The organism is Mycobacterium sp. IDUB_36 (genome assembly GCF_055419225.1).
Genome location: NZ_JBVAXH010000001.1, coordinates 3078455 through 3103717, shown reverse-complemented (window position 1 = coordinate 3103717; position 25263 = coordinate 3078455). Strand labels below are relative to the sequence as shown.

Here is a 25263-nt window from a genome sequence, read left to right as displayed (position 1 = left end):
GGTCAGATCTGGGGATCGCCCTCGAGATGGCGGAGATACGCCTCGACGATCTCCACGGTCTCGCGGTGGCCGGCGGACATGTCGAGCGCCCGCTCGATCACCAGGACGCGGGACACGCTGGTCATGAGCACCGACCACACCAGCGGCGGAAATTTTGCCGGGTCGACGCCGTAGCCGTCGAGAATCGTGGTGAGCGCTTTGCGCTGCTCCTCCCGGAAACGCTCGGCATAGAGCGCGATCTCCGCCTTCAGCGCCTTGCGGTGGTTGGCCAGCGCGATGAACTCCATCGTGATGCTGGTGGCTGCCGGGTCGGTGCTGAACCGCCACAGCGCCCACAGCGGTTGCGGCGCCTGCAGCATCATCGCCTGCACTTCGAGTCCTTCCTCGGCGCGGCGCCGAAACGCCGCAAGGAACAACTCGTCCATGTTGCGGAAGTAGTAGTGCACCAACTGCGGCTTGAGCGCCGCGCGCTCCGCAACCCGGCGCGAGGTGACCGCCGCGTAGCCGTCTTCGAGCATCAACTGCTCGGCGGCGTCGAGCAGCACCGTGCGATTCTTCGCGTCCGGTGCCCCGATCCTGCGGGCCGAAGTCATGCCGTGGTTCCACACTCTCGCCGAAAATTTGCCGAACATGCCGATCGTAGTCGCGGGCCGCGCGCTCGCCTTGACCACGACATTAGCGTCATGCTAAGCAGGTGCTCAGCAAGTTCCGCACATTTGCCGAAGTCAATTCCGGGCGGCACACCGTCTCATCATCCAGCCGCCCCACACCACGGGTAAAACAGCCTCGGGAGGCCCGCGTACATGACCAGCTTCGAATCGATCGACTTCTTCACCGACCAATCACTGGTTCCCGATCCGCACCCGTACTTCGATTACCTGCGCGGCCAGAACCCGGTGCTGCGACTTCCGCACTACAACGTGGTCGCGGTCACCGGTTGGGAAGAGGCCAACGCGGTCTACAAAGACCCGGAGACGTTCTCCAACATCGTCGCGCTCGGCGGCCCGTTTCCGCCGTTGCCGTTCGAGGTCGCGGGTGACGACCTCCGTCCGCTGATCGACGCGCACCGCAGCCAGTTCCCGATGTTCGAGCACATGGTCACCATGGACCCGCCCGACCACACCCGGGCGCGCTCGATCCTGAGCCGGCTGCTCACGCCGAGCCGGCTGAAGGAGAACGAGGAGTTCATGTGGCGGTTGGCCGACCGCCAGCTCGACGAGTTCCTCGGCAACGGCGAGTGTGAGTTCATCGGCGAGTACTCCAAGCCGTTTGCCACCCTGGTGATCGCCGACCTGCTCGGTGTGCCGGAAGAGGATCACAAGGAGTTCCGCCACGTGCTGGGCGCCGACCGGCCGGGCGCCCGGGTCGGCGCGCTCGACCACGAGTCGGTCGGCATCAACCCGCTGGAATGGCTCGACGACAAGTTCTGCGCCTACATCGAAGACCGGCGCAGCTCCCCTCGCGACGACGTGCTGACGTCACTGGCGACGGCGAAGTACCCCGACGGGTCCACGCCCGAGGTGATCGAGGTAAGCCGTTCGGCGACATTTCTTTTCGCCGCCGGACAGGAAACCACCGCCAAGCTCCTCTCGGCGGCCCTGCAGGCACTCGGCGACCGGCCGGGAGTCCAGCAGCGGTTGCGCGAGGACCGCAGCCTGATTCCCGGGTTCATCGAGGAGTCGTTGCGAATGGAGAGCCCGGTCAAGAGCGACTCCCGGCTCGCCGTCCGCTCGACCACCATCGCCGGCGTCGACATCCCAGCCGGCACCGTCGTGATGATCCTGCCCGGCGCCGCCAACCGCGACCCCCGCCGGTTCGAGAACCCGCACGAATTCCAGATCGATCGCAAGAACGTCCGCGAGCACATGGCGTTCGCCCGCGGCGTGCACTCCTGCCCGGGGGCGCCGCTGGCCCGCGTCGAGGGACGCGTCTCGATCGAGCGCATCCTGGACCGGATGTCCGACATCTCCATCAGCGAGACCCAGCACGGACCGGTCGACGGGCGGCGCTACACCTTCGAGCCGACCTACATCCTGCGCGGGCTCAGCGACCTGCACCTGACGTTCACGCCCCGGCCCGCGCTGGCGTCGGTGCACTAGCCGCGCGGCTTTATTGAAATACGTTCCGCGGCAGGGTGATCGGGATATCCAGCGAGCTGAGTAGCCCGGGTGGTGCATCCACCACGAAGGGAATGGCGTTCACCACCCGCATCGCGGTCGCGGCCATCGCCGCGTGACCGGCACCGTGGCCACGGGTGGCTCCCATGGTCATGGCGCAGTGGATGTCGGGTTCGCCCTCGATGTCGATCCGATAGGTGGCGTCGGCTTCCGACTCGGGCCAGTCGGGGGCGACGTCGCGCGCCATCCGGATGATGTGCTCCACCACGATCGCCTCGCGGCCCCTGACCACGCCGACAGCCCTGGTGCGCACCGCACCGCAGGTGCCGGCCGGAATCGTGCCGAAGGCCACCTCGATGTCGCGATCGGTCAGCTCGCGGTCCAAGGTCCCGCGGATCTCTTCGACCTCGACGCCGAGTCCGTCGGCAATGAGATGTATCGGTGCCTTCCAAGCGATTTCGATGAACCCCGGTGTCTTCAGCATCGGTTCGAAGTCAAGCGGGCGGGCAAAACCCATCCCGTTGATCATGACGTCGGCCACTGGGTAGTGGTCGTTGAGCGCGATTTCGGAGACGGTGAGAGTGCGAATCTTCTTGGACTGGGTGCTCATCAGCAGCGCGAGCTGATCCGATGCGAATCCGGGAAAGATGCCGGATGCGTAGAACGACGCGCCTCCGGCCTCGGCGGCTTCCGCGAGTTGGTCACGCCACTCGGTGGCGAAGTACGACGACGGGTGAATCAAGCTTGTCGTCGACGTCGATACGACGTTGACACCCGCTGCCAGCAACCTGAGATAGTCCGGCACGGCGCCCGCGTCACGCTGAGGGCCGCTGGCGGCGTAGACGACGCAATCGGGCCTCAGTGCGATGAGCGCGTCCGCATCGCTGGTGGCCGCCAACCCGATTGGGCTGCCGCCGGCCAGCTCACCGGCGTCCTTGCCCACCTTGTCGGGCGAATGAACCCACACCCCAACGAGTTCCAGATCAGGCCGATGCCGGATGGCGTCAATCGCGGCTGACCCGACCCCGCCCGTCGACCATACGATCACGCGCATCACCGTATTCTCCTTCGTCATCAATCAGGCCAGCTGAGCTTGCTGGTGGGCCGCCACTGCGGTCTCCAGATACCGCCAGGCCACTTCTGGGTCGAGGCCGCCGCACAGCGGGTGCAGCGGCAGCGGCTTCCCGGCACGAACGAAATCCGTTGCCGCAGAGAGCGTCAGGATGCGATAGGGCCCCGACGTCTGGCGGAGCTCGGCCACGGTCTGGGCCCGGGTGATACTGGCCACCGAGTCGTCGCCGTGCCGGTACGACGCCGCCATTGCGGCGTCGTGCAGCAGGTGCGGCCCCAGCTGCTGCCACGCGTGATCCACATCGTCGGCAACGAACACCACGGTCGGGGTGTCCGGGGCCGGAAACTGGACGAAGCCCGCAACGGTGCCCCGGCTGCGACACTCATCCTCGTAATAGGTTCGCAGTTCGGGACGGTCGATCTGGGAGATGAAACCGAGGCCACGCGCGGCCGCCCTGCGTACCGCGGGCCTGCTGCCGCCCGCGATCATGATCGGCGGTCCCTCGGGGGAGGCGCACCGCGGCGTGACCCGGATGCGCCGGCCACGGAAGTCGACCGATTCACCACGCAAGAGCGGTATCAAGACATCCAGGTATTCGTCGGCAAGCCTGCCGCGAGAGGCGAAGTCGGCACCGAAGTGGATGTACTCCTCCTCGCGATGGCCCACGCCGAACACGTAGGAAACCCGGCCGCGGCTGATGAGGTCGAGCACGCTGATCTCCTCGGCCAGGCGCACCGGGTCCCACAACGGCAACGGCACCGCGGCCAGCAGAATCGACATCTCCCGCGTCCGTGCCGCCACGGCCGAGGCCAGCATCAGCGGGGTCGGCAGGTGGCCGTCGCCGGCTCCGTGATGTTCGGAGAGCACCGCCAGCGGCGCCCCACGGGTCTCGGCCCATTCACACATCGCCGGCACCGCGGCGTAGTGGGCCGCCGCTGAGCCGGCCCAGTCAGGAACCCTCATGTCGAACCGCAGTGTCAGCACGACGGCGAATGTCCCTCCGATTCAGCTGGATCCGTGAATGCAGGGCGCGCCCACCGGGCTGCACGCTCGAGACATGCCTGCTCACACTTGTTGTGTGGCAAAGACATTCTTCGGGATCGTCAGTGGCAGGTCGACGGCGCTGAGAAGTCCTGGCGGCGCCTTGACGACATAGGGAACGGCGTTGACAACCCGCATCGCAGTGGCCACCATCGCGCCGGCCCCCGAGGTCATCGAGCCGATGCCGGCCCGCCCGGGATCCCGCAGGGTCGCTGCGAGCGTGCAGTCGATATCGGGATCACCGGCGATCACCACCCGGTACGACAGATCACCGATGCCGCGCGGCCAGTCCGGCGCAACGCTGTGCGCCAGTCGCGTGACGTGCTCGACGATGATGGCCTCACGTCCGTCGACGATGCCGATGGCCTTCATCCGGATGGCGCCACACGTGCCCGCCTCGACGGTTCCCATTGCCACTTCCAGTGTTTCGTTGGTCACGGCGCGATCGAAATCCTCGCGCACCTCGTCGACCTCGACACCGAACGCATCGCCGATCAACCGCAGCTGGCCGGCCCACTCACCGGCGATGGCACCGGGAAACGAGATCCAGGGCTGGTAGTCCAGGGGCTGGCCGAAACCCAAGCCGTTGATCATGATGTCGGGCACACCGTAGTCGTCGTACAACCCGATCTCATACGAGTGGATCGACTCGATCGACGACGACTGGGTGGACAGCACCAGCGGCAGGTAGTCGGCGGCGAAACCGGGTTCGATTCCTGAGGCATAAAGAGACGACTGACCTTGCTTGGCTGCGGCAACGAGCTGCTCACGCCATTCGGCGGGCTCGTAGGCATGCGGGTTGACCAGTCGGGTGGTGCTGGTGGTGACGACATTGAGACCCGCTTCGAGCAACTTCACGTAGTCGGGGATGGCCAGGGCGTCGCGCTCCGGGCCGCTGGCGGCGTAGACCACGCAGTCGGGTTTCAGGGCGATCAGGGCCTCGACATCGTTGGTCGCAGCAATGCCCACCGGATCACCGTTGGCGAGCTCACCGGCATCTCTGCCCACTTTGTCCGCAGAGTGCACCCAGACGCCGACCAGCTCCAGGTCGGGACGGTTGGTGATGGTGCGTATCGCAATCGACCCGATCCCGCCGGTCGCCCACACCACCACGCGGTACTTACCATCGGACATGCCGCCTCCTTCAGTGTGTCAAATCTGTTGCATTGCAGTCACGGTGGCTATCGGACCTTGACCGGCAGCCGGGCCCAGCCTCGCACGCTGGAAGTCCTTGCTCGACTGGCATTCTCGTAGTCCACATCCCAGTCGGTCCATCGCTTGAACACCTCTTCGAATGCAACTCGCGCCTCCAGCCGTGCCAGCGACGAGCCAAGACAGAAGTGCAGACCCTGGCCGAAACTCAGATGCCCACCTTTGCGGTGGATGTCGAAGCGGTCCGGTTCGACGAAATGTGACTCGTCGCGATTGGCCGAGGCGTTGAGCAAGAGCATGTAGGACCCCTCGGTCACCGTGTGCCCGTAGAGTTCGGTGTCTTGTGCGACATAACGGCCCTGTACCGGCGACGGTGGCTCGTACCGCAGTGTTTCCTCGACCGCCGAGGGGATCAGAGCATGATCAGCGGCGAGTTGCCTTCTCTGGTCTGGGTTTTCGCCGAGCAGCTCACCCATGAAACCGATCAGCCGTGCGGTGGTCTCGCCGCCGGCGCCGGCGATCATCGCGGTGTAGGCGATCACTTCGCCGCGGTCCAGCGGGCGCATCGTGCCGTCGGGTTCCTCGACCTGTGCGTTGAGCAGTTCTGTCATCAGGTCATCGGACGGATGAGTCGATCTCCACTCGATGTAGTCGGCGAACTGCGCGATCGACTCCTCGAGGGTCGTTGCGGTGAGCAGAGTGCCCCCGGATTCGACCGTGATGCTTTTGTCGTTGCGCTCGCGGATCTGCTGCTGACCATCTTCGGGGATGCCGAGCAGGTAGCCGATCGTCCGCATGGGCATGATCGCACCGAGGTCGTCGACAAAGTCGAACCCGTCGAGGTCACGCAGTGGATCCAGTGCGCGCGAACACAAGTCGCGCACCAGGCCTTCGACCGCCAGCATGCGGCGCGGAGTGAAAACCCGTGACAAGAGTCGACGGTGCAGGTCATGCAGCGGCGGGTCCTCCCAGAGCAAGATGCCCGGCGGTATGTCGATGCCACTGAAGAGAACGTCTGCGGTGGTGCCGTGTCCTGAGCGATAGGTCCGCCAATCATGCAGTGCCGGTGAGACATCGTCGTAACGACTCAGCGCATAGAAGTTGTGCTTGTCGTTGTAGTACAGCGGTGCCTCCGCACGCATCCGCTTCCAGACCGGATAGGGGTCGTCGTCGATGGCGTGGTCGAACGGGTCGTAGTACAACTCGGTTGTCGAATTGCTCAAGATCTGCCTTCTGCTAGCGGGGCTGGTTGGGGATTCCCGGGAAGAGTTGTTCGGTGGGACCCGCCGTCACCCAGCCGCCCTGTTTGGTGATGAGGTGCGGCGCAAAGACTGAGCCGTACACCAGGTGGCCCAGGACGATGACGGCGACGACCGACAGGACCGCCGACTGCACGCGGGTTTTCGCCTTGCTGTCGGCCCACATCTCGATGACGTTGCGCCCCTCCGCGTCGGTGCGGCCGAGCAGGTAGGTGAACACCATCATCTCGATGCCCATGGCCAGGGAGTCGTACAGCGGGTACTGATGCTTGGTTCCCTCGAATATCGCGAGCCCCGGGATGACGTAGCCGTAGTAGAAGTTCCCGAACTGGGCCCCGGTGATGGCGTTGAACACGAACGCCCAACTGAAGCCCACCAGAAGGCCGACCGTCAGCAGCGTAATCGGCCTGCGCCACTGGAACTTTGCGCTCAGCCATCGACCGAGGGCGGCTCCGATCAACGCGGGAAGCACGAAGTAGGAGACGTAGCCGATGGGTACCGCCGAGGGCAGACCACCCCAGGTGACGTTGAGCGGCCACCACGACGGCATCCGCGGCAGACCGGGCGGGAACTGGGCGTACATCGCCCAGTCGTAAGGCGACTCGATCCAGGAGAAGGACAGCGCCGAAATGCTCAGCAGCAGAAGCGGATGCAGGCGACGGCGACGATAGCTCAGATAGATGCCGATGAGGATGAACGCAATCCCGGAGGCGTAGGCAAAGTACATCTGCCCCGCCAGCAGGGGCGTTATCTTCGGGGTCATCGACGGCTCTCCCCGCTCGGGGTGCGCCGCGCTTCCGGATCGAAGCGGAGAACAAGACCGAACACCAGGGCAATCAATCCGAACAACGTGCCCAGCATGATGACAGCACCCACGCCAAGAACCTCTCCCTTGAGGAATCGATCTTTAGATAGTGACGACTATCTTATAAAGAGTCAACCGTCAAAGGTGGTTTGAGTAGTCTGCAACCGTGCCCCAGCGCTCTTCTGCGAAACCGCCGACCGCGGCCGAGCCCCCGGTCTCGGGGTCGCGCCGGCCGCGCGGTGCGCCACGGAAACTTCTGCTCGCAGCGGCCCGCGATCTATTCGCCCGCCAGGACTACCGAAGCACCACAACGCGTGAAATCGCCGAAGCCGCAGGCGTTACCGAGCACCTGCTGTTTCGTAATTTCGGCTCCAAAGCGGGACTGTTCCGCGAAGCCCTGGTGCTGCCCTTCACGCAATTCGTCGACGAGTTCGGCCACACCTGGAACTCCGTCGTCCACGAGCAAACGGATGAGGAAGAGTTCGCCCGGCGCTTCGTCGGCCATCTCTACGATGTCTTCGTCGAGCACCAAGGTCTGCTGTTGACGCTCATGGCGGCCCAGACGCTCAGTGAGGACGAACTCGCCGAGACGGGCATCGCCGACATCAGGGGTGCGCTCACCTTGCTCAGCCGGATCAGCGCCGAGGGCATGCAGATCCGAGGCATGCGCTCCAGTAATCCCGACCTTCCGGCGCACTCGACGGTCGCCATGATCGCCGGCATGGCCGCGTTGCGATCCACCTACTTCGGCACCAAACCCCCACCGAGACAAGCCATCGTCGACGAACTGGTCCAGGCAATACTGCATGGATTCCTGCACCGCCGAGACTGATTGCGCAACACCGTGGTCACGCGGCGACTCAGGTGTCGGCGCGGGTCCAGAATGATCGACCGGCCTGCGCGATGCAGATCAGGAACAGTCCGTCGGGCGCCTGCGCGACGTAGTTGTTGAACAGATGGCAGTCGGCATTCTCTTCTTTGATGCCGGCCATCGGCGGAGAGCGGAACCATCTCGGTTGGTATCGCCTCGGTGAGCCGCAGAACATCAGCCGTCCGGGTTGGGTGGCGGGAACATAACCGCCTGATACGCCGAATGCGTAGTAGGTCGTGTTGTCACAGGGCGCACCCAGAACCATGTTCGGAGCGATACCTGGAGTGCACGCCGGGTAGTCGCAGACAGTCGGCCCCGCGGCAGCCGTCGGCGGCATCACCACGCCGACTCCGATCAGCGCCGTCACCACCGCCACGATGAAACGCACCGAATTAGTCTGGCATGGGCGGTAAGAAAATTCTCTTATTCGGAGAAGATCACGCGGACCGGGCAACCGACGTTCATCGCAGGCCGTTACACCATCCAGCCAGCGATTTTGAGGTGATAACGTGAATCTCCATGTCTAGCCCGGAACGAGCCGTACATCGCGGTGCACGCGCGACGGCGATGGTGTTGTACCGGTGACGGACTCCGGCGCCGATCCCACCACCTCCGAAGTTCCAGACTCGCTAGCGGAGGCCGAAGAAGAGCTCATTCGTGCCGAGCAGCGCGCCGCGGCCGCACGAGCGCGCGCCGCCGAATTGCGTCGGGATGCCGAGCAGGATTCAAGCGAAACGTCCGGCGTGACCGATGACGCCACTGACGCCAACCCGGCTGCCTCGAAACTCCGGGGGCTGGGGTCACAGCTGAAGGGGCGGTTGCCACGGAGGCTCCACCGCCCCACTCGAAAAGTGGTGGCTATCAGCGCCGCAATCCTGGTCATCGGCGCCTCACTGGCGGCGAGTGGTTACTTCGTGTGGCAACACCGCGCACTCGCGCAGCAGCGGCAGCACGCCGCGGAGTTCGCCGCGACGGCCCGGGAGCAAGTCGCCGCGCTGATGTCCATCGACCCCGCCCACGCTGTCGAGAATCTTCAGCACACCATCGATGACTCGACCGGAGCGCTCAAAAGCCAGCTGGAAGCGACGTCGGGCTACATGGCAAAGAATGCCCAGGAGGCGGGGGTCACCACGAAGGCCACCGTGCAGGATGTCGCGGTCGAGTCGATGACAGACAACTCGGCAGTTCTGCTGGTGATAGCGAAGTCCGATACCGTCAACGCCGACAAATCCCTGCGGCCCCCGGTCTTCTGGCGACTGAGCGTCGGCATCGATCGGGATGGGGATCGGCTCAAGATGTCGAAATTCGAATTCGTCCAATGAGTTCCGAATCAGGGTCGCCGCTCGACGAGGAAGAGAACGCGGCGGACGAGCCGGCATCATCGCCAGACGTTGCCGACACCGCCGTCGGCGATCCGGCGCCGAAGGCCAACAACACCAAGGCCGCTCCCACCCGCGAATCGCGTCTCGACAGAAGCGCAACGATCGACCGGTTCGCCACCAGCCTCCTCGCGCATTGGACCTCAATCCTGTTGACAGCGGCGGTCATCGCCGCAGTGGGCCTGGCGGTGTGCCTGTTCGTGCTGCAGTACCGTCCGGACCGACAAATCGACGACGCCGCGGGCCGGCGGGCGATCCAAGCCGCCTCGGACGGCGCAGTTGCGGCGCTGTCGTACTCGAGCGAGAACATGGACAACGATTTCGCCCGGGCGAGATCACATCTCACCGGGGATTTCCTGGCGTACTACGACAAATTCACCAAAGAAATCGTGATTCCGACCGTGCAGCAAAAGCACCTCGCGCAAACCGCCTCGGTGCTGAGAGCGGCGGTGTCCGAACTGGAGCCGAACTCGGCCGTCGTGCTGATCTTCCTCAACGAGACCACGACAGGCAGAGACAAGCCCCAACCGCTGGTCACCCCGAGCAGCGTCCGGGTAACCCTCACCAAGGTCAAAGGTTCGTGGTTGATCTCGAAATTGGATCCGGTGGGATAAGCGCTCCATCTACTTATTCGAACCCGGACCAGGGCGAACGCGCCGGTGATATTCTCGGCAGGCGAGAACGCCGCTACCGGTTCAGCCACCGCTCCGACCTGATCGGCATGAGCGCGTCGAGGAGTAGACGATGCGACCACTTGGGACACGCACCACGGCAATGCTGTTGGCTGCCAGCGCAGTTGGGCTGATGGGTCCGGCCTCGACAGCCCGGGCCGTCACGAAGGAAGACGTCGCGATCAACGGGACGTACCGCGTCACGTCCATCGGCAACTGGGCCAAGATCAACGATCAATACAACGGCGAGCCGACCACCGTCCAGACCTGGACGCTGAGCTCCACCTGCAGCACCTTTTTGCAGTGCGACGGTACAGCGAAAAGCGACGAGGGCTGGAGCGCCCGCATGTACATGATCGACGGGACGTCGTGGTACGTCCGACGTGACGTACCGAACTGGGAGCGGTGTGAAGACGGCACGGCGTTCACCGGCCGACAGACGTTCTCGTTCTACCCCGCAGATCCCGGCGGCAGCGGTTACCTGCAACTCGGATCGCCGGTCATGGCCGGCCGGAACAAGACGCTTGGACCCAGCGGCGCGTGCGGACAGAACCAGTGGCTCTCGATCGATATTCCGTTGCGGCTGGACAAGATCGGCTGACCGCGCGGTCGCCGATCATCTCTTTTACGTCGGGAGCATGTCCTGCCACGTCTTCGGCGTTGTCTTGGTCGCCAGATCTGACTGCTCGAGGAACTTACCGTCCGGGGTGAGATAGCGACCGTTGCGCGGGTCGTACGTCGCGACCGCGACCAACGGCGCTTGCTTGGGCGCGTTGGCGTCGAACGAACTCGGTGCCGCCTGCGGCCGGCCTCCGTCGATCACCGAAGGTGGTTTCGGCGGCGCGGACGGCCGGCGCATGGCCGGTGGCGATGCCGGCACATCGAGTGGAGCAATCGGGGGGAAGTTCGAGGCCTGAGTGGACATGTTGGCCGACGACGGCGCCGGCGGTGCCGCCGCGCCCATCGTTCCCGGAGGCGGAGTTGCTCCCCGAGGTCCCGGGGGCGCACCGCGCGGAACGGCCCCCATCGGCAGCGGTGTCCCCTCGACCGGACCGAAGATTCGCTTGTCGGCGGTGACCCGGTCGTCGGGCGGAATGCCCTGGGAAAGCAGGTTCGGATCGAGGGGCGACGGGCCGAGCACGTGCTGGCGCATCGCCAACGGCATGTACGGCTTGTCGCTGTTGCAGATCTCGACGGTCGGCGCGCGCTTCCCGGGATGCCCCATGCACGGGTAGTTGCGTGCGCCGCGCACCGCGAGCGGCGAATCCTGCGGCAGCTTGCAGTACAAGCCGTCCGGGGTGTCCATATCGCTTGTGTCAGCGGGGGATCGCCACTGGCTGGGCGGCAAGAAGCCGACCGTGCAGATCGGCGGATCGTCCACCGTGAGCGCGAAGTCACCCCTGGACTGACCGTCGGGCCAGTTCGTGCTGCCCGCCGTCTGCTCGTAGGCAACCGCCGCCGGCAGCAGCACCAGCACCTGCTCGATCGAGGGGTGGTAGGTGATGCCGATTTGCCCGATCGTGGTCAGGTTGGCAAGCAACAGCGGCAACGTCGGCTTGATCTGCTGGAAGAGCCCCGAAGCCTCGTCCAACGCGCCAGGGCCTCTGTCCAGCACCGTGCGAAACTGAGAATCGTCGTTCGCCAACACATCCGAGATTCCGGCCAGGCTGCGCGCCCACTTCCGGATCGAGTCGGTCGTCTGCGCCTGAGCGTTCAGCAGCGGCTGCGCGTCAACCGTCAGGGCACGCGTGCGCTCGACAATGTTGTTGGAGTCAGCCGAGATTCGCGACGCTGAATCGCTCAGCGAACCGAGATCGTATCCGGCACCGTTGAAAGCCTGGAACGACTCGTCGAGCAGCTGGCCGATTTTGTTCTTGGGAAGGCTCTTGACCAACGCGCTCACCTGATCGAGCATCGGCCCGACCGCTTGCGGAATCGTCGTGTCGCGCATGGCGATAACGGAGCCGTCGCGCAGATACGGCCCGGCATCAGTACGTGGCCGCAGGTCCACATACTGTTCGCCCACCGCCGAGACGCTCAGTACCTCGGCTTTCAAATTCGCCGGAATCTTCGGCGAAGTACCCAGCGACAGAGTCGCTTTGGCACCGTGCGACGTCAATGACACCGCAGTGACCTTCCCGACCTGGACTCCGCGGTAGGTGACGTTGGAGAACCGGTACAGGCCACCGGTCGCCGGCAGCTCGAGGCTGACGGTGATCCGGCCGATACCGAGCAATGTCGGCGCTTGAATGTAGAAGAGGACCATCGCGATCACGCCGATGAGGCCGACGATCGAGAAGATCAGCAGCTGCATCCGGACGAAGCGTGTCAGCATCTACCTGCTCCCCTCATTCGCCGGAAGCCCGGGCGACGCAGCGGCATTCGGCATGACCGGCCCCGGCGCCGACTCAGGCGCGGGTCCGGGCGGCGGACCGAATCCGGGGGGTGCGCCGGCAGCCGGTCCCGGCAGTGGAGCACTGAACTGAAGGTTCGGCTGAGCCGGCCCCGGTGCGGCCGGAGCTGGCGGTCCCGGTTGCGCGCCGGGCGGCGGTCCGAAGCCGGCATGGAACGGATCCCGGGTGTATTGCAGATAAGGCGGGTCCCCAGGCCCGGGGATCATCTGCTCCCCGAGTTGTCCGAAGTGCGTTCCGAGGAACAGACCACGCTTGAGCCGCGGGATCGACAGGTCCAGTTGGACGTGCAGGTTGAAGTAGTCGCCGCGGACGGCACGGTCGACGAAGTTCTGCGTGAAGGGGAACACGGTCAACGCCGCGAGCGCGGTGTCCAGGTCCGGTCCGACGTCGGCGAGGCCTTTGACGGTCGGCTCCAGATTCTTCAGATTCCTGACCAGATCGGCCTGGGTGTCGTTGATCAGTCCGGTGGCGGTGTTGCTGAAGATCCGCAGGCGGTCCAAAGTTTCCGTGAGGCGTGGCCGTTCCTTGATCAGCACGTCGAGTGCGGGCGGCACCTTGTTCAGCGCCTGGGTGATGACGTCGCGCTGCGCCGCGAAGGTCCCGCCGATCTGATCCAGCGCTTGAATCGACGCGACGATCTCGTCACGTTGCTCATCGAGTGTCCCGACGAAAGTGTCGAAGCGGTTGATCAAATCGCGTACGGCGCCCCCGCGTCCGGCGAGCGCGGCGCTGAAGTTGTGGATGATCTCGCCGATCTGCCCGAGTCCGCCACCGTTGACGACCAACGCCAGCGACGACAGGGTTTGTTCGGTCGATGGATAGGTCGACGATCGACTGAGTGGGATGGTGGCGCCCGGCCGCAGCCGGCCCACACCGGGCTGCCCGAGTGGTGGATTGAGCTCCAGGTGCATGGATCCCAACAGGCTGGTCTGACCGATGCTGGCTTCCACGTTGGCCGGGATGACGACATCGGGCTTGACCGAGATCTGCACGTTCGCGTGCCAGTCCTTGACTGTCATCGGCCCCACGCTGCCGACCACGACGTCGTCGATCATCACCGGCGAATTCGACTCCATCGTAATGACATTCGCCATTTCGACGTGATAGACGTTGGCGTCTGGTCCGCGGCCCACCGCCCCGGGCAACGGCAACGAGTTGAGACCGCGGAACGCGCAGCCGGTGCCCGTCAGCATCACGCAACATCCGATGGCGAGCAGCCGCCAGAGGGCTTTCCGGGCGGTCATTGTTGCGGACCTTCGGCTGGGAGCAGCATGCCCGGCAGGCTTGGCGCCGGCGGCGGAACCTCCGCTACCGACGGCGGCGGCGGCAGCGGCATCGCCGCCCCCGGTATCCGTTGCAACGGAACCGACGGCGTCGGACCGGGCACTATCGAGTCGCCGTTCAGACCGGTGTAGGCCGACACCGCCGGCGGCGTCTCGGGCGGCCCGGGCTTCGGCCCGGCGCCACCTGGTGCCAGGCGCGGTTCGCTGTATTCGACGTTGGCCGGATCCACCGACTTCTGAATGAACGGATCGATCGGGATCGGCAGGCTGTTGAAGTTCAGCACCCGCAGACCTGGACCGAGGAACAATGAGCACAGCTTCCCCGATTCGGTTGCCGTGACGTTCTCGACCGATTGGACCTGTGCACACCCAGGTATCGGTATCGGGAGGAGCAGACCGGACTGGGTGGGGTTGGCGAAGTCCATGATTCCGAACCCGCCGACGATGGTTCCGGTGTCGGCGTTGTAGTCGTTGAAGAAGTTGCTCAGGGCAGTCGGCGCGCCGTGCAGGATGTTCTCCAGAGCCATGTGCTGATCGACGAGCGGCTGGATGGCCTTGCCCAATCGGTCGATCTGCTCACTGGTCTCGTCGCGGGACCCGGCGATGAAACGTTGCACCTCGCCGACCGCGGTCGACAGGTCCGTCACCGCCGCGTCCAGATCGGATTTGCTGTCGTTGACCACGCTGGTGAGCGTGGCCAACCGATTGTTGAACTGCACCATCTGGACGTTGCTGTCACGCAATGCGGTGACGAAGGTCTGCAGGTTCTTGATGATGTCGACGATGTTGCCGCTGCCATTGGCGATGGTCCGCGCCACCCCGGACAACTGGGTCAGCGTCTGACGCAGCTTCTCGCCGTTTCCATCCTGGAGCGCGTTGGCCGCGCTGTCGATGAACCGCGATATCGACGGCGTCGACACTTTGGCGTTCGGACCCAAATCCGTTGCCAACCGCATCAATTGGGTCTTGACCTCGTCCCACTCCACCGGAACGGCCGTGCGCTCGACCGGTATCACGGCGCCGTCGGCCATGACCGGACCGCTGGTCCGGTAGGCGGGAGTGAGCTCGACGTAGCGGGCAGCCACCAGGTTCTGGGTGACGATGACGGCCTTCGCGTCCGCCGGTACAGGCACGTCGCGGTCGACGTGCAACGTCATCTTGGCCTTGGTGCCTTGCGGGTCAATGGATTTGATGGTGCCGACTTTGACGCCCGAGACCCGCACCTCGTCACCGGGATAGATCGCAGTGGCCGAGGTGAAGTAGGCGTTGATGGTCCGCGGGCCGAAGAAGATCTGCCGGATTCCGAAGACGGCACCGGCGACGACGAGCAATGCCAGGACGATTGCGGCTACTTTCGTGAGCCTGTTTCGCGGGATCCGGCGAGTCCACGAGGTCATTGCGATCCCCCGATCCGTCCACCCAGCGTGCAACCAGGGCATGGCGGAGCACCGTTGAACGGGAACTGCAACAGCGCCCGCGGTGTCGGCGACGGGAAGCCCGGGCCCTTGCTGGTGTCGAAGGTGCGGAATCCCCAGAGATAATCCAGGAAGGGCTGGAAGAGTTGCGGGATAAGGAAGTTCGGGACGAACGCCGAGTAGGCGTACATGCTGGAGATGGCCTCGCCGACCGTGACCTGGAATTTCGCCAGGCCTGGTAAGGCCTTCTCGAGGTTCTCGCGGTTCTTTTCCAGCACCGAGGTCACCGAATTGATCTTGTGCAGCGCCGGCGCCAACTTGCTTTCGTTGTCGTGCACCAATCCGGTCAGCTGTTTGGATACCTGCGACGTCGCCGCGAGCAGTTGAACGATCTCCTGCCTGCGCCCCGCCAGAACCTGCAGCAGGTCATCGGAGTTCAGGATGAGCTTGTTCACCTGCTGGCTGCGCTCGGACAGGATCCCGGTGACAGCGCTGGCACTTTTGAACAGGTCGGCCAGGCTCGTATTGCGGTTGTTGAGGCTTTGGGAAAACCTGCTGACCGCCTCGAAGGTGGGTCCCAGTTGCGGCGCGATCTGGTTCAGCGTTGCCGACAACGTGTCGAGTGACTGGTTCAGGTTCGCGGTGTTGGTCTGGTCGGCGTAGGCCGTGAAGTCGCTGACCGCCTGCGTCAGCGAGTACGGCGAGGAGGTGCGCGAGATCGGGATGATATCCAGCGGATGCATGGTCCCGCCGCCCGACGACTCCAGGGTCAGCACCCGCTCGCCCAGGAGCGTGCCGGTGCGAATGTGCGCGCTGGTGTCATTGCCGAGCGACACGTTGCCCTTCATCGTGAAGGTGACCAGCGCGTCGCCGTTGTGCAGCGCCACATCGGACACCGTGCCGACTTTGATTCCGGACACCGTGACCGCGTTGCCGTTGGCCAGGCCGCCGGCTTCGGAAAACAGCGCCTGGTAGCGAACGTTGGTCGCCAGCGAGACAATCCGGTCGGGCGACAGTCCCACCAGGATGAGCATCGTGATCAGTACAGCGCCGATGAATCCGGCTTTGACCAACCGTGTGCCGCGGTATTTCAGCATCAGTGCCCCTCCGGTTCCGGTTCCTCGCACCGCTGCGCATCAGACCTGAACCAGGGAGCGATGACGGTCTTGCCGGACAGGTCGGTGCCACGGATCGTGATGAGGCACAGGAAGTACGGGATGGTGGCACCGAAAACGCCGAGCCGGGTCAGCTTGCGGAGGTTCCGGGGCGACTTCTGCAGCGCGGCGTCGATGCGGTCCTTGTCGTTGTCGAGGTTGGGCGCCAACCGCGAGAGCTGGTCGATGGTGCCCGACAGCGGCGGCCTCGCTTTGCCCAGCAGGTCGGCCACCGTGGTGGTGCCGGTACTCAAGGCGTCGATGGCCGGACCGAACGTGTCCCGGTCGTTCGCCAGTCCGGTGATCAGCCGCTCCAGGCGATCGATGGCCCCGGAGAATTGGCTACCGTCCTTGTTCAGGGTTGCCGCCACCGTGTTCAGGTTGTCGATCAGACGCTCGATCGTTTGGTCGTTGTCGGCCAACGCATTTGTGAACGACGTCGACTTGTTGAACAGCGACTGCAAGGTACCGCCCTCACCCTGGAAGACCTCCAACAGCGCGGACGAGAGTGCGTTGACATCCTTCGGATTCAGGCCGTGAATCAGCGGTTTCAAGCCGCCGAGGAGCAGGTCGAGGTCGAGCGCGGGCGCGGTGTGGCCGATGTTGATCTGTCCGCCGGCCGCCAGCCGCTTGGCCGACCCCGGACCGTCGACCAAGTCGAGGTAGCGATCGCCGACCAGGTTGAGGTACCGAACCGCCGCTCTGGTGCCCTCGGTGAGTGTCACGGACCGGTCCGCGTCGAACTTCACCACGACCCGCTTGTCCGGCTGCAGGGAGACACCGTTGACGGTGCCCACCCGGACGCCGGCGACGCGCACGGAATCTCCGGCCCTCAGCCGTGACGCATCGGTGAAGAGCGCCGAATAACCGGTGACGCCACCGGTGCGGTACTGGCCGAACGTGAAGAACAAAAACACGGTCAGCAATGACATCACGACAGCGAAGACACCGAATTTGACCAGCGTCGGGCCCAGCGAGCCCCTCATCCCTGTTGTCCAACCTGAGCAGGGTTACGCGGTGGGCCGTCGATCGGCCCGTACAACAGCTGTTTGAGGCCGTCGAAGTTCAGCAACAACTGCGGATTCCCATACCCCACCGGGTTCGAGCCGGTATCGGCGATAAGGACTTTCGCCGTGCTGTTGAAGGGAATCTTTGGAAGGTTCATGCAGTGTGGGCCGCCGGTCGCTGCCACCTTGGGCAGGTTGGCCGGATACCGATAGCGCTCGGCACCGAATGTGAGGCTGGCCGAGATCGCGATGCTCGGTTCCGGCAACGGCGGCGTCCTGGACAACTGCGCGTCGCCGGCCAGGGCGCAGGTCAGGCCCGGGGCGTACTCGTTGAGCAGATCGGTGGTCGGCGCCAGCAAGTGGAAGACGTTGGTCAGGCCCTTCCGGTTGGCGCCCAGGACGTCATTGCCGACATCGGCCAGGCCGATTGCGCTGATCAGGAAGGCGTCGAGGTTGCGTTGTTCCTCGACGATCGTCTTGCTGATCTTCACCGAGTTCTCGAAGGTCTTGACCAGATCCGCTGACGCATCGCCGTAGGCGCGGAACACCGGGGCCGACATGGCGATGTCGTGGCTCAGCGCGGGCAGGGTCGGCTGGAACTTCGCCAGGAACGAGTCCAGGTCGCTGAACGCCTGACCGATCTTGTCTCCCCGTCCGCTGACGGCCTGGGAGACCGCCCCGAGGGTCTCGTTGAGCTTGGCCGGGTCGAGCGTGCCGAGTACCTGGGTCAACTGCTTGAAGACCGTGTTGATCTCAATGGTTACGTGCTGGCTGTCGAGCACCTGACCGGCGCGCAGAGATTGCGCCGACGGTTCGGCCGGCGGAACCAACTCGACGAACTTGGCACCGAACACCGTGGGCGAGGTGAGGTCGACGAGCACATTGGCCGGGATCAAGTGCATCTCCGAGGGATCCATCGCCAAGTGCAGAGCGGCTTGACCGTTGGGTCGCGACTCGATCGAGGCGACCTTGCCGACCTGAACGCCGTGCATCTTCACTTTCGCGTCCGGGTTCATCACCAAGCCGGCACGCGGGGACAGGACGGTCAACGGCACGCTCTCACTGAAGCTGCCTTGGAACAAACCCACGGCCACGGCAACGATCGCGGCGATAACCGCGACGGTCACCAGACCCGTCAGTGCGCGTAACCCGTTGTGGGGCATCGGATGTGTTCCCTATCCCGAGAGGTTGAAGTTTCCATTTGAGCCGTAGATCGACAGCGAGATCAGCAGGGTCACCGAGATCACCACGATCAGCGAGCTACGTACCGCGTTGCCGGTCGCGACCCCGACGCCTTCGGGTCCGCCCGAGGCGAAAAATCCGTAGTAGGTGTGCAGCAGCAGGACCGAGAGCGCCATCAACACGGCCTGCACCAACGACCACAGCAAGTCGATCGGGTTCAAGAAGGTGTCGAAGTAGTGGTTGTACAGACCACCGGACTGGCCGAACAACACCACCGTGGTGAATTGGCTTGCCAGGAAAGACAATATGACGGCAATGCTGTACAGCGGTGTGATCGCCATCATGCCAGCCACGATCCTGGTGCTGACCAGATAGGAGATCGGCCGAATCGCCATCGATTCGAGCGCATCGATCTCTTCGCTGATCCGCATGGCACCCAGTTGCGCGGTAACACCGGCGCCGAACGTTGCCGCCAGTCCGATTCCGGCGACGACCGGCGCCAGGATGCGGACGTTGATGAACGCGGCCAGGAATCCCGTCAGGGCTTCGATGCCGATGTTGCCCAGCGAGCTGTAGCCCTGAACCGCGAGCGTGCCACCGGCGGCCAGCGTCAGGAAGCCGACGATGACGACAGTTCCGCCGATCATCGCCAATGTCCCGGCGCCCATGCTGATTTCGGCGATCAGACGGACTATCTCCCGCCGGTAGCGGGTGAGCGCGAAAGGTATACCGCCCAATGCCTTGCCGTAGAAAACGGTGTGGTCGCCGATGGAGTTGAGGGCGCCGACGGGTCGGCGCCAAACCCCGAACGCGCGAAACGCCCGCGGATAGGTGGCTCTCAACGTCTTTACCGTCACGGCATCGTTCCCGTCACTTCGCCGTGAATCGAATACCGACGGCGGTGACGACGACGTTGACCACGAACAGCGCCATGAACGCATAGACCACGGTCTCGTTGACGGCGTTGCCGACCGCTTTGGCGCCCCCGCCGGAGATGGTCAGTCCCCGGTAGCACGCCACCAGACCGGCGATCAAACCGAACAGCGCCGCCTTGACACAGGAGATGATCACCTCGGGCACTCCGGTCAACAAGGTGATGCCCGCTGCGAACGCACCGGGGTTCACGTCTTGCACGAACACCGAGAACACGTAACCGCCGACGATTCCGATGATGACGACCAGACTGTTGAGCAACAGCGCGACCAGACCGGCGGCCAGCATCCTGGGCGTCACCAGTCGCTGGACGGGGTTGATCCCCAGCACCTCCAACGCATCGATCTCCTCGCGGATGGTGCGCGAGCCGAGGTCCGCGCACATGGCTGTCGCGCCGGCGCCGGCGACGATCAGCACGGTCACCAGCGGACCGAGTTGCGTGACCGCGCCGAAGGCGGCACCTGCGCCACTGAGATCCGCAGCGCCCAATTCGCGCAGCAGGATGTTGAGAATGAAGCTGACGAGAACCGTGAAGGGGATGGCCACCAACAGCGTCGGAGCCAGAGCGACGCGCGCGACGAACCAGGCTTGCTCGAAGAACTCGCGAGTCTGGAACGGTCGGCGAAACACAAACCTGACCGCGTCGACGCTCATCGCGAAAAGCCCACCGACGGCCTGCATCGCACCGGAGATGCCATTCGGCAAGCTGATTCCTGTCGACCAGCGCTCGGGTCCCTTAGTCGCCATCGGTCCCTACCATCGCCACGCCAATCCCTCCGTCTCGTCCGCCCGAATTGGCGCACCCGAACAACACGGGCCGGGCGGACCCCACTTCTGGAAGCGTCTGGCGAGTATGACCTACACCACGTGCGTCTGGAGTGAAAATTGACAACCGAGAGACCTCCGAATTAAGTGACGGCTCCGATAGTTTTGAGCTCGATGATGCGGTCCCAGTCGAGTCCGAGTTCCTCTAGGATCTCGTCGGTCTGTTCGGCGAATCCGGGCGCGGGTCCGGAGACCGGCGCAGCCACGTCGAACTGCACCGGGTTGGCCACCAGTTCGAGTTCGCCTGCCTGTACTACATATTCGTTGGCCCGGATCTGAGCGTCGCCGGCCGCCTGCAAGGTGTCCTGGACCGGAGCCCACGGCCCGGCAAGGGTGGCAAAGCGCTCACTCCACTCCGCGAGGGTCCTGGTGGCGATGGCCTTGCTGAGAATCTGCACGGCCTCGCCGGTGTTGGCGGCAATCTTCTCGCCGCTGTCGAAGCGTGGATCATCGGCCAATTCGGGCTGGTCGATGTGGCGGCAGACGTCAGCCCAGAACTTGGCGGCCTGCATCATCACGAACGAGATGTAGCGCCCGTCCGAGGTGGCATAAAGGCCCACCAGCGGATTGATCGGGGAACCGTGCACTCCCGGTGGGAAGGCTTCCATGCGCTGGTTGAGATGAGTCGTCAACGCCACCGTGTGTCCCAACGACCAGAGGCCGCTGCCGAGCAATGAGACGTCGACGACCGATGGTTCGCCGGTGCGCTCCCGCTTCAGCAGTGCCGCCGCGATGCCGCCGGCGAGGTTGGTCCCCGAGATGGTGTCGCCGTAGGCCGGCCCGGGCGGGCCGACCATGCCTTCGGTTCCGGGTGGGGTGATGGTGGCGGCGGTTCCGGCTCGGCACCAGAACGCGGTCATGTCGTAGCCACCTTTTTCCGCCTCCGCGCCGCGCGGGCCCAAAGCGCTGCCGCGGGCGTAGACGATCGTCGGGTTGACCGCACGGATGTCGTCGACGTCGATGCCGAACTTCGTGCGATGCCCGGGCAGGAAGCTGGTCAGGAAGACGTCCGAGCGACGGGCCAACTCGTAGAGCACCTCTTTGCCCTCGGGCAGCGAGATGTCCAGACCGATGCTGCGCTTGCACCGATTGGCGTGCTCGATGTTCGGGTTGGGATCGCCTTCGACCCGCAGCAGCCCGGTCTGACGCAAACCCCGTTGCGGGTCACCGGTCACGGCGTGCTCGACCTTGACCACGTCGGCGCCCCACTCGGCCAGCACCGCGCCTGCGGACGGCACGAACCCGTACATGGCGACCTCGAGGACGCGGATGCCCTCCAGCGGCCGAGTCATGCCGCGCCACCGGCCGTCGCGGCCGGAACGGCATATGTCTTGCGCTCCAAGAACTCTTCGAGACCCGCCACACCCATTTCGCGGCCGACACCGGACTGCTTGAAGCCGCCGAAGGGAGCGTCTGCGCTGAAGTAGTTGCCGCCGTTGATCGAGAACGATCCGGTGCGGATGCGGCGCGCGACTGCCAGTGCCCGATCCTGATCGGCGCTGAACACCGCGCCGGCCAAGCCGTAGATGGAGTTGTTCGCGATCCGCACGGCGTCGTCGTCATCGTCGTAGGCGATCACCGCCAGTACCGGGCCGAAGATCTCCTGCTGCGCGATCTCGCTGTCCGGGTCGACATTGGTCAGCAGCGTGGGCGCATAGAAGTAGCCGGGGTCGAGCTTCTTGCCACCGGTGACCAGAGTCGCGCCGTCGGCAATCGCCCGCTGGACCATGCCGTCGACCTTGTCGCGCTGGCGCTCGTTGATCAGCGGTCCCATGTATGTCTTGGGATCGGCCGGATCGCCGTGGCGCACCTTGGCGAAATTCTGCGCGACCAGCTCGACGATCTCGTCCTGATGTGCGCGCGGCACCAGCAGCCGAGAGGTCAGCGCACAGCCCTGGCCGGCGTGCGTGACCATCGAGAAAGCCGCGAACACGCTGGCTCCGGCGAAATCGGCGTCGTCGAGCAGAATCGCCGCCGACTTTCCGCCGAGCTCGAGAAAGACACGCTTGACGGTGTCGCTGGCCGCCGCCATGATGCGTCGCCCGACCGGCGTCGACCCGGTGAATGTGATGACGTCGACGTCGGGACTCGTCGTCAGCGCTTCTCCGACCGCCGCGTCCGACGAGCTGAGCACGTTGACCACGCCGGGCGGAATGTCGGTGTGGTTGGCGATCAGCTCGCCCAGCGCCAGCGTCACCAGCGGGGTGTCCGGTGCGCCCTTGAGGATGACCGTGCATCCTGCTGCCAGGGCGGGCGGAAGCTTGGCCAGCGCCAATTGATTCGGGTAGTTGTAGGCGATGATCGCGCCCACCACCCCGGCGCCTTCCTTCTCCACCCAGCGCCGGTGCCGCATGCCCCGGGACTCCATTTCGCCGAGTTCTTCGGTCATCTGGTATCCGCGCAACACGTCGGCGTAATAACGGACGATCTTGATCGGCTCGTCGAGTTGAGCTCCCTGGGTGAGCGCTCGTGTCGCCCCCACCTCAGCGATGGTCAGGTCGCGCAGCTCTTCGGCGTGATCGAGCAGCGCTTGATGCAACTGCTCCAGGCAGCGCACCCGGAACGCCACGTCGGTCGACCACGTCGTGGTGTCGAAAGCCCGGCGCGCGGCCGCAATTGCCTGCTGCGCCTGCTCGATTCCCGCATCGGGAGCGTGACCGATTACCTCGCCGGTGGCGGGGTTGACGGAAGGAAAAACCCGGTCGATGGTGACGAGCCGGCCGTCGATCAACAGCCGCCGATCAGGCCCGCCGTCCGTCGATGGGCTGACGCCCACAATGGCGGTAGCGGCTTCCTGCGGCGGCATTTAGGCTCCTCAACACGTCGATAATTGCATTCTCATCCCGGGCGAATCTTACATTCCGCCTACGAGAATTCAACCAAACGGAAGAAACGAGACCACCGTCCTTGTAGGCGATATGCGCACCCGGCGATTTCGGCATCACTGCAGTACAACGGTTGTTTCTGAGCCATCTTGCACGCAGCCATAACGCGAGAGTAAGGTTCTCGTATTCGGAAGGGAGATTCTTTGTGTGCGCCACAGCCCTTGCCGCGGTGACCCTGTGAGAACGGCAGTCGTCACCGGCGGCGGCTCCGGAATCGGTCTCGCCATCGTCGAGCGGCTCCGCAAAGACGGCCACCGGGTCGCGATCGTCGACCTCAAGCCGTCGGACACCCAATCGGCCTACACCGCCGACGTCACCGACCGGGGACAGATCGATACGGCCTTGTCTGGTGTCCGCGAGGAACTCGGGCCGATCACCATTCTGGTCAACGCGGCCGGACTCGACGGCTTCAAGCGCTTCAACCACATCGAGTTCGCCGACTGGCAACGCCTGATCGACGTCAACCTCAATGGTGTGTTCCACATGACCCAGGCCGTGCTGCCCGACATGCTGGACGCCAAATGGGGCCGCATCGTGAACATTTCGTCGTCGAGTACGCACTCCGGCGCCCCGTTCATGTCGCATTACGTCGCCGCCAAGTCGGCGGTCAACGGATTGACGAAGTCGCTGGCGCTGGAGTACGGCCCCAATGGCATCACGGTCAATGCGGTGCCACCGGGTTTCATCGACACCCCGATGCTGCGCAGCGCGGAACAGCGCGGCTACCTCGGCGACATCGACAAGACCATCGCGGCCACCCCGGTTCGCCGGATCGGCAAACCGGAAGACATCGCGGCCGCCGTCGCGTTCTTGGCGTCCGAGGAAGCCGGCTACATCACCGGCCAGATCCTGGGCGTCAATGGTGGCCGAAACACGTAGCTGACCAACACAATTCACTAACTGACTCGAAGGAGAAGTCGTGGGAGAAGCGCACGGCCGGGTGGCCGGCAAAGTCGCGTTCGTGACCGGCGCGGGCCGCGGTCAGGGCCGCGCGCACGCGGTACGGCTCGCCGAAGAGGGCGCCGACATCATTGCCGTCGACATCTGCCGAGACATCGACACCATCGGATACCCGATGGCCAGCCCGGAAGATCTCGACGAGACTGCGCGGCTGATCGAGAAGACCGGTCAGCGAGTGGTGATCGCGCAGGCCGACGTTCGCGACACCGCGGCGCTGAACACAGCTCTGCAGAGCGGCCTCGCCGAGTTCGGCAAACTGGACATCGTCGTGACGGCGGCCGGTATCGCCGGCATGAAGGGGCAGCCACCGCTGCAGGCCTGGTCGGACGTGATCAACACCAACCTGATCGGGACGATCAACACCATTCAGGTTGCGCTGCCTCACCTCAACGAAGGCGCCTCGATCGTCGCAACCGGGTCGACGGCCGCGCTGATGGACACGTCCAAGAAGGACAACCCCGGGCAGGACCCGGGCGGCATGGCCTACGTGCACTCCAAGCGCGCGCTGTCGAGCTACGTGCACGACCTCGCGACCGAGCTCTCCGCATTCGGGATCCGGGCCAACGTCGTGCATCCGACCAACACCAATACCCCTATGCTGCAGAGCGAACCGATGTACCGTTCGTTCCGGCCAGATCTCGAGAATCCCACGCGTGCCGACGCCGAGCCGGTTTTCGGTGTGCAGCAGGCGATGAGGATTCCGTTCGTCGAACCGGAGGACATCAGCAATGCGGTGCTGTGGCTGGCTTCCGACGAGGCCAGGTATGTGACCGGTTTGCAGCTCCGCGTCGACGCCGGCGGATACCTCAAGTGGTACGACTACCGCGCTTAAGGAATG

24 protein-coding genes are annotated in these 25263 nt (G+C 64.6%); 7 read left to right on the top strand and 17 right to left on the bottom strand.

All coding sequences use genetic code 11. The features are described 5' to 3' along the window. Positions 1-2: 2 nt before the first annotated feature. The gene (locus ACZYW1_RS15385) at positions 3-593 is read right to left on the bottom strand and encodes a TetR/AcrR family transcriptional regulator (RefSeq protein ID WP_463787043.1); all 591 of its coding nucleotides are present in this window, start codon (positions 591-593) and stop codon (positions 3-5) included. A 210-nt stretch (positions 594-803) separates the two neighbouring features. Between ACZYW1_RS15385 and ACZYW1_RS15380 the strand changes: the two genes are divergently transcribed. Next, positions 804-2099, top strand: a complete 1296-nt coding sequence (locus ACZYW1_RS15380) for a cytochrome P450 (protein WP_463787042.1) — start codon at positions 804-806, stop codon at positions 2097-2099. A 10-nt stretch (positions 2100-2109) separates the two neighbouring features. Here ACZYW1_RS15380 and ACZYW1_RS15375 read toward each other — a convergent pair whose 3' ends face one another. The 5 genes from ACZYW1_RS15375 to ACZYW1_RS15355 all read right to left on the bottom strand — a co-directional run bounded on the left by ACZYW1_RS15375 (position 2110) and on the right by ACZYW1_RS15355 (position 7404). Next, a complete protein-coding gene (locus ACZYW1_RS15375; RefSeq protein WP_463787041.1) occupies positions 2110-3171 on the bottom strand; it encodes an NAD(P)H-dependent amine dehydrogenase family protein in 1062 nt (353 codons plus the stop codon). Positions 3172-3195: 24 nt separating this feature from the next. Further along, on the bottom strand, positions 3196-4173 hold the full coding sequence (locus tag ACZYW1_RS15370) for an LLM class flavin-dependent oxidoreductase (RefSeq protein WP_463787040.1): 978 nt from the start codon (positions 4171-4173) through the stop codon (positions 3196-3198). A gap of 81 nt (positions 4174-4254) precedes the next feature. Next, positions 4255-5364 (bottom strand): NAD(P)H-dependent amine dehydrogenase family protein, encoded by a 1110-nt coding sequence (locus ACZYW1_RS15365; RefSeq protein WP_463787039.1) that lies wholly within the window; start codon positions 5362-5364, stop codon positions 4255-4257. Between the two features lie 47 nt (positions 5365-5411). Continuing rightward, the gene (locus tag ACZYW1_RS15360) at positions 5412-6605 is read right to left on the bottom strand and encodes a cytochrome P450 (RefSeq protein WP_463787038.1); all 1194 of its coding nucleotides are present in this window, start codon (positions 6603-6605) and stop codon (positions 5412-5414) included. Between the two features lie 13 nt (positions 6606-6618). After that, on the bottom strand, positions 6619-7404 hold the full coding sequence (locus ACZYW1_RS15355) for a spirocyclase AveC family protein (RefSeq protein WP_463787037.1): 786 nt from the start codon (positions 7402-7404) through the stop codon (positions 6619-6621). Between the two features lie 208 nt (positions 7405-7612). On the opposite strand from ACZYW1_RS15355, the gene ACZYW1_RS15350 reads away from it, so the two are divergent. Next, positions 7613-8278 carry a TetR/AcrR family transcriptional regulator gene (locus ACZYW1_RS15350; RefSeq protein ID WP_463787036.1) on the top strand — a complete coding sequence of 222 codons (666 nt, stop codon included), beginning with the start codon at positions 7613-7615 and terminating at the stop codon, positions 8276-8278. A gap of 28 nt (positions 8279-8306) precedes the next feature. Here ACZYW1_RS15350 and ACZYW1_RS15345 read toward each other — a convergent pair whose 3' ends face one another. Then, positions 8307-8693: a hypothetical protein gene (locus ACZYW1_RS15345; protein WP_463787843.1), complete on the bottom strand. Its 387-nt coding sequence runs from the start codon at positions 8691-8693 to the stop codon at positions 8307-8309. A gap of 205 nt (positions 8694-8898) precedes the next feature. On the opposite strand from ACZYW1_RS15345, the gene ACZYW1_RS15340 reads away from it, so the two are divergent. The 3 genes from ACZYW1_RS15340 to ACZYW1_RS15330 all read left to right on the top strand — a co-directional run bounded on the left by ACZYW1_RS15340 (position 8899) and on the right by ACZYW1_RS15330 (position 10968). Further along, entirely contained in the window at positions 8899-9639 is a 741-nt protein-coding gene (locus tag ACZYW1_RS15340) for a hypothetical protein (protein WP_463787035.1), read from the top strand. Further along, positions 9636-10310: a twin-arginine translocation pathway signal gene (locus tag ACZYW1_RS15335; protein ID WP_463787034.1), complete on the top strand. Its 675-nt coding sequence runs from the start codon at positions 9636-9638 to the stop codon at positions 10308-10310. Before ACZYW1_RS15340 ends, ACZYW1_RS15335 begins: the two co-directional genes overlap by 4 nt. A gap of 130 nt (positions 10311-10440) precedes the next feature. Further along, on the top strand, positions 10441-10968 hold the full coding sequence (locus tag ACZYW1_RS15330; protein ID WP_463787033.1) for an Rv2253/PknI dimerization domain-containing protein: 528 nt from the start codon (positions 10441-10443) through the stop codon (positions 10966-10968). Between the two features lie 24 nt (positions 10969-10992). Here ACZYW1_RS15330 and ACZYW1_RS15325 read toward each other — a convergent pair whose 3' ends face one another. From ACZYW1_RS15325 to ACZYW1_RS15280, 10 genes are all read right to left on the bottom strand, one after another. After that, on the bottom strand, positions 10993-12702 hold the full coding sequence (locus ACZYW1_RS15325; protein ID WP_463787032.1) for an MCE family protein: 1710 nt from the start codon (positions 12700-12702) through the stop codon (positions 10993-10995). Continuing rightward, positions 12703-14025: an MCE family protein gene (locus ACZYW1_RS15320; RefSeq protein WP_463787030.1), complete on the bottom strand. Its 1323-nt coding sequence runs from the start codon at positions 14023-14025 to the stop codon at positions 12703-12705. Further along, positions 14022-15461, bottom strand: a complete 1440-nt coding sequence (locus ACZYW1_RS15315) for an MCE family protein (protein ID WP_463787029.1) — start codon at positions 15459-15461, stop codon at positions 14022-14024. Before ACZYW1_RS15315 ends, ACZYW1_RS15320 begins: the two co-directional genes overlap by 4 nt. After that, the gene (locus ACZYW1_RS15310; RefSeq protein ID WP_463787027.1) at positions 15458-16576 is read right to left on the bottom strand and encodes an MCE family protein; all 1119 of its coding nucleotides are present in this window, start codon (positions 16574-16576) and stop codon (positions 15458-15460) included. The genes ACZYW1_RS15315 and ACZYW1_RS15310 overlap by 4 nt, the downstream gene beginning before the upstream one ends. Then, the gene (locus ACZYW1_RS15305; protein WP_463787026.1) at positions 16576-17619 is read right to left on the bottom strand and encodes an MCE family protein; all 1044 of its coding nucleotides are present in this window, start codon (positions 17617-17619) and stop codon (positions 16576-16578) included. The genes ACZYW1_RS15310 and ACZYW1_RS15305 overlap by 1 nt, the downstream gene beginning before the upstream one ends. Then, complete coding sequence (locus ACZYW1_RS15300) at positions 17616-18803, bottom strand: MCE family protein (protein WP_463787025.1); 1188 nt, start codon at positions 18801-18803, stop codon at positions 17616-17618. The genes ACZYW1_RS15305 and ACZYW1_RS15300 overlap by 4 nt, the downstream gene beginning before the upstream one ends. 12 nt (positions 18804-18815) lie before the next feature. Then, a complete protein-coding gene (locus ACZYW1_RS15295; protein WP_463787024.1) occupies positions 18816-19679 on the bottom strand; it encodes an MlaE family ABC transporter permease in 864 nt (287 codons plus the stop codon). A gap of 13 nt (positions 19680-19692) precedes the next feature. Beyond that, on the bottom strand, positions 19693-20502 hold the full coding sequence (locus ACZYW1_RS15290; protein WP_463787023.1) for an MlaE family ABC transporter permease: 810 nt from the start codon (positions 20500-20502) through the stop codon (positions 19693-19695). 161 nt (positions 20503-20663) lie between these two features. After that, a complete protein-coding gene (locus ACZYW1_RS15285; RefSeq protein WP_463787022.1) occupies positions 20664-21872 on the bottom strand; it encodes a CaiB/BaiF CoA transferase family protein in 1209 nt (402 codons plus the stop codon). Then, positions 21869-23386, bottom strand: coding sequence for an aldehyde dehydrogenase family protein (locus ACZYW1_RS15280; RefSeq protein ID WP_463787020.1), 1518 nt, complete (start codon positions 23384-23386; stop codon positions 21869-21871). Before ACZYW1_RS15280 ends, ACZYW1_RS15285 begins: the two co-directional genes overlap by 4 nt. A gap of 256 nt (positions 23387-23642) precedes the next feature. Between ACZYW1_RS15280 and ACZYW1_RS15275 the strand changes: the two genes are divergently transcribed. Together ACZYW1_RS15275 and ACZYW1_RS15270 are read left to right on the top strand one after the other, a co-directional pair. Next, positions 23643-24344 (top strand): SDR family NAD(P)-dependent oxidoreductase, encoded by a 702-nt coding sequence (locus ACZYW1_RS15275; RefSeq protein WP_463787019.1) that lies wholly within the window; start codon positions 23643-23645, stop codon positions 24342-24344. Positions 24345-24384: 40 nt separating this feature from the next. Continuing rightward, entirely contained in the window at positions 24385-25257 is an 873-nt protein-coding gene (locus tag ACZYW1_RS15270) for a mycofactocin-coupled SDR family oxidoreductase (protein ID WP_463787018.1), read from the top strand. The last annotated feature ends 6 nt before the right edge of the window (positions 25258-25263 follow it).